Genomic DNA, 4820 nt, shown 5'->3' with positions numbered 1-4820 from the left:
GAGCGGCATGACCGAAGGAGGGATATTCCCCGCTATACTGGGAAGTTTTTATCTCATGGTTCTCACTTTCCTAGTGTCGGTACCCCTGGGTGTGTTCACAGGGGTGTTTCTTTCAGAGTACGGAAACAATCCGGTGGCAAGATGGATAGATCTTTCCTTAACCGCCCTCAGTGGAATTCCTTCGGTTGTTTATGGACTTTTTGGCCTTGCCTTTTTCTGCGTTGCCCTTCAATTCGGAACATCGATGTTAGCGGCGGCGCTGACCCTGTCTCTGATGACCCTGCCTGTAATCTCTTCCTCCACACGAGAAGCTTTGAAAGCCATCCCCATAGAACTTCGCGAGTCAGCTCTTGCTCTCGGTGCAACGAAAGAGGAGACAATCTTCAAAGTGCTGCTGCCCGCCGCGAAAAAGAGCATAATCACTGCCGTTCTCGTTGGAGGAGGAAGAGCTCTGGGTGAAACTGCGCCCGTTCTTCTCACGGGTGCAGTCTTTTATTCCACTCACCTGCCCAAAAATTTGTTCTCTCCAGTCATGACCCTTCCCACGCATTTGTACTACATAGTAGCAGCTTACGGTGAATCTGCTCAGTGGATGGCAAAGGGTACAGCGGCTTTTCTGATGATAATAGTTGCTGCTATATACGGAATAGCCTTCTTTTTAAGGAGGAGGGACGATGGAACCAGTCATTGAGATTGAAAATTTCAGTGCCTACTACGGGGAGAGGCCTGCGGTGAAGAATGTGTCGATGAAGATATTTAAAAACCGGATCACCGCCATTATAGGTCCCTCTGGATGTGGAAAGACGACACTTTTGAGAAGTGTCAACAGAATGAACGATCATATCCCCGGTTTCAGGGTGGAAGGAAAGATTTACTTCAACGGCCAGGATATTTATGACCCAAAACTCGATATGATAGAGTATAGAAAAAGAGTGGGTATGGTGTTTCAAAAACCCACGCCTTTCCCGATGTCTATTTACGAGAATGTGGCTTTCGGTCCGAAAATACACGGAGTGAAGAATAAACGCGTTCTGGATCAGATAGTTGAGGAGGCGTTGAAAAAAGCAGCCCTCTGGGATGAAGTAAAGACCGAACTGAACAAACCAGGCACCAGACTTTCTGGGGGACAGCAGCAGAGACTCTGTATTGCAAGGGCGCTTGCCGTTGAGCCCGAAGTTATTCTCCTCGATGAGCCCACGTCCGCTCTCGATCCCATAGCAACCCAGAAGATAGAAAAACTTCTTGAGGAACTTTCCCAGAACTACACGATCGTTCTTGTCACGCACAACATTGGCCAGGCTGTAAGGATAGCGGACTACATAGCTTTCATGTACAGAGGTGAGCTGGTGGAGTTCGGTCCCACGAAGGAAATCGTTGAAAGTCCCAAAAGTGATCTCACAGAGGCTTATCTGACGGGAAAAATAGGATAACGGGGGCGAAAAGATGGTAGAACACATCCATTTTGAAAAAGAACTTACTCTTCTCAAGTCCAACGTTTCAAAGATGCTGTTTCTGGTTTCTGAGTCTCTGAATGATGCCATAAAGAGCCTTGAAACCATGAACACGGTGCTGGCCAAGAAAGTGCTCGAATCCGATGAGGCGATCGATGATCTGAACAGAGAAATAGAGGAGGAAGCCTATCAGATAATAGCAAGATACAACCCCATATTGAAACAGCTCAGATACATCATCACCATCCTGAAATTTTCCAACGACCTTGAAAGAATAGGTGATCTCTCATGCAACATAGCAGAAAAGTGTCTGTATCTCTCTGAAAAGAAGATCAACTTTGAGATGCTGAAGGAGCTGAAGGATATGTTCGGAAGCACGCTGAAAGTGGTTCAGGATTCCTTCAAGGCCTTCGTAGAAGAAGATTTGGATGCCGCTTTTAAATTGTGGAAATTCGACGACCTGATAGATGAAATGGAGAAGAGAATCAGAGAGCTTGTGGTCGAGAAGATAAAGAAAGACGGGATCCCGGCAGAACTTGCACTGGTTTACATCCTCGTAGCAAGAGATCTGGAAAGGATGGGAGATCACGCAAACAATCTCTGTGAAGAGGCGATCTACATAGCAACGGGCAAGAACATGAAGGAATTTCTGAGAGGTGAGAAAGGTGAGGATAAAGGTACTGATAGCTGAAGACGATGGAGATATAAGAAGTGTGCTGAAAAGATATCTCGAGACGGAAGGTTACGAATGTGACGAGGCAGAAACGCTTTTCGATCTCAGGCAGAAACTTTCAGATAACAAGTACGATGTTTTGCTCCTCGATCTCATGTTTCCCGACGGTGTTGCCATGGATGATATTCCAGAAATAAAAGTTTCCCACCCTGAAACTGCGATTCTCATCATTTCGGCACGTGATAAAGATCTGGATCGTATTTTTGGAATAGAACTCGGAGCAGACGACTACATCACAAAACCCTTCAATCCCAGAGAAATAATAGCCAGGGTAAAGGCTGTTTTGCGAAGAATAGGAAAAGAGAAGAAGATCTTGAAATTTGGGAAACTTGAGATCTATCCCGAAGACTACCTCGTGAAGTACGATGGAAAAATCGTCGATATGACAGCCAGAGAATTTGAATTGTTGAAACTGCTTGCCACCACACCGAATAAGATCTTCTCACGTGAGGAGATTTTAAGCAGAATCTGGAGAGATGAATACGTATCGGACAGGGTGGTGGATGTTCACATCAGTGCCATCCGCTCGAAGATCGGAAAGGGCTGGATAAAGACCGTCAGGGGGATGGGTTACAAGTTTTCAACCCGGGGTGATGTGGAGATATAGGATGTAGGATGAAGGATGAGGTATAATCAGGAAAATTTCGACATCTTAATAGGAAAATTTAATGAGGGGGAGGAGACAGGGTGCTGAAAGGAAAACTTGTAAGATTGAGGGAATACAGAAAGGAAGACATAGACAAGGCTTTAGAATACATAAACGATCCAGAGGTGAAGAAATATTTAATTCCGGGAATCCCTTTTCCTTTGAGAAGGGAAGACGAAGAGAAATGGTATCAGAATCTTGATGGATTCAGCACAAAATCCTATTCTTTTGCGATTGAAACCCTGAGTACCAGGGAATACATTGGAGGTTGTGGAATCAACAATATCGATTGGAAAAACTCGATAGCAGAAGTTGGAATTTTCCTGGGCAGGCCATACTGGAACAAAGGATATGGAACAGATGCAATGAAGGTGCTGGTGAGATTCATATTCAACGAGATGAACATAAACAAGATTAAACTGGGTGTATACAGCTTTAACAAACGAGCGATGAGGGTTTATGAAAAAGTTGGGTTTAAAGTGGAAGGAGTTTTAAGGGAAGAGCTGTACAGAGAAGGGAAGTATCATGACGTGTATGTAATGGGAATTTTGAGGAGAGAGTGGAAAGATATGGAATCCTCGAATGTGTGATTGTTGGTTATCAGAAGATGCCATATTCTCGGATCAAGAAAGCACCCCCAGGAAACAAGGGGGTGCTCATATTAGAAGAATAGGTAAAATTCAAATCGAGGTGATAAGAGTGTTGGAGATTGAAGATCTGAATTCTATCAAAGAAGCAGTGGTGAAACTCAATGGCTTGAAGGTGGTGACTTCAAACAGGGTGGGAAAGAAGTATGGTTTCAGAGAGAACAAGGGACTTCTCTCCGTTTTCACCTGCCGGGAAATGGAAGTGATTGTCGGAAACATTCAGGAGGGCAGGGATTTTTCTCTCGAGACTGATATTTATTTTTTTGAGTTGCAGGCCAAAAGAACTGTTTCTCTCCATTTTCACTCAAAAAAGGGCTTTCTGATCGTGCACGATGTCACAGAAGAGAAAAAGCTGAACGAGGCAAAACTTGATTTTATAACCTCTGTCTCGCATGAGCTTTTCACTCCTCTTTCCGCCTCAAAGATGAACGTCTACCTTCTGAAGGATCTGGAAAAAGATCCTGAAAAGTTACAGATTCTGGAGAAGATAGAACGTTCTCTGGACAGGATGGAAACGGTGATCAGGCAGTCCAAATTTCTTGCGATGGTTCAGCTAGGTCTCTACGATTTCAAAATGGAACAAGTGAAGGTGAAAGAAATTCTCGATAAGGTACTGGAGGATCTTCGCGAAAAAATTGACTCAAGAAAAATTAACGTGAAACTTTCGGTGAGCGTCGATATGTTAGAAACAGACAGATTTGTCTTTTACACCATCTTAAAAAATTTACTCTCGAACGCTGTCAAGTACTCTTACCCGGAGTCGGAGGTGGAAATCTTCGTTTCCCGAGAGAAGCTGACTGTGAAGGACCAGGGAATCGGAATAAAGGAAGAGGAGAAAGAGAGAATCTTCGAGCGTTTCTACAGAGGCTCAGAAGCACTGAAAATGGCCCCCGGTTCTGGACTGGGCCTTTCCATAGTGAAACATCTGTGTGAGATGATGGGGTACAAAATTGAGTTCAGATCACAGTGGCTTCTGGGATCTGAATTTATTGTTTGGTTCAGATGATGTACTCGTCTTCCTCGTCTTCTGTTTCCATAACGTAACCGTCTTCTCTTGTGCACCACGCTGGAAGCGGAAACTTCACCGTGAGAGGAAGATTCAGAAACGGCTGGTCCACTATCACCTCACCCTGTTTGAGAAGAGCAGCTTTTCTCTTGTAATGATCTGTAAGATGTGAGTACTCCGGCTTCAAAAGCTCGGCACCTTTTTGCCTGCCAACCACCACGGTGGCAGCCTGTGTGATAACCCTGTAGTCGACTTCGGAAGCTGTTTGTTCCGCACCGATGAGGATCACCCTGAACGACCTGCCACGCTCTGCCACATCCCTGAAGATGTTTGCGAG

General features: G+C 44.8%; 6 protein-coding genes and 1 pseudogene. 6 read left to right on the top strand and 1 reads right to left on the bottom strand.

Annotated features, from left to right (window positions below; all coding sequences use genetic code 11):
- The 6 genes from pstA to J7K79_RS00460 form a co-directional block, all read left to right on the top strand.
- A partial coding sequence (gene pstA / locus J7K79_RS00485) for a phosphate ABC transporter permease PstA (RefSeq protein WP_296903962.1) occupies window positions 1-691 on the top strand: 691 nt, incomplete at its 5' end.
- On the top strand, window positions 675-1430 hold the full coding sequence (gene pstB / locus J7K79_RS00480) for a phosphate ABC transporter ATP-binding protein PstB (protein ID WP_296903960.1): 756 nt from the start codon (window positions 675-677) through the stop codon (window positions 1428-1430). The genes pstA and pstB, both read left to right, overlap by 17 nt.
- A 13-nt stretch (window positions 1431-1443) precedes the next feature.
- Window positions 1444-2142, top strand: coding sequence for a phosphate signaling complex protein PhoU (gene phoU, locus J7K79_RS00475; RefSeq protein WP_296903958.1), 699 nt, complete (start codon window positions 1444-1446; stop codon window positions 2140-2142).
- Window positions 2117-2791: a response regulator transcription factor gene (locus J7K79_RS00470; protein ID WP_296903956.1), complete on the top strand. Its 675-nt coding sequence runs from the start codon at window positions 2117-2119 to the stop codon at window positions 2789-2791. The genes phoU and J7K79_RS00470 overlap by 26 nt, the downstream gene beginning before the upstream one ends.
- A gap of 80 nt (window positions 2792-2871) precedes the next feature.
- The gene (locus J7K79_RS00465) at window positions 2872-3420 is read left to right on the top strand and encodes a GNAT family protein (protein WP_296903954.1); all 549 of its coding nucleotides are present in this window, start codon (window positions 2872-2874) and stop codon (window positions 3418-3420) included.
- A gap of 109 nt (window positions 3421-3529) precedes the next feature.
- Window positions 3530-4483, top strand: a complete 954-nt coding sequence (locus J7K79_RS00460; RefSeq protein WP_296903952.1) for a HAMP domain-containing sensor histidine kinase — start codon at window positions 3530-3532, stop codon at window positions 4481-4483.
- On the opposite strand, the pseudogene J7K79_RS00455 reads toward J7K79_RS00460, so the two are convergent.
- A pseudogene (locus J7K79_RS00455) lies at window positions 4476-4820 on the bottom strand (ATP-binding protein); the annotation flags it as partial. The gene J7K79_RS00460 and the pseudogene J7K79_RS00455 overlap by 8 nt on opposite strands.

The organism is Thermotoga sp. (assembly GCF_021162145.1).
In the GTDB taxonomy this organism is placed as follows: Bacteria; Thermotogota; Thermotogae; order Thermotogales; family Thermotogaceae; genus Thermotoga.
This window is presented reverse-complemented; position numbering and strand designations above follow the sequence as displayed.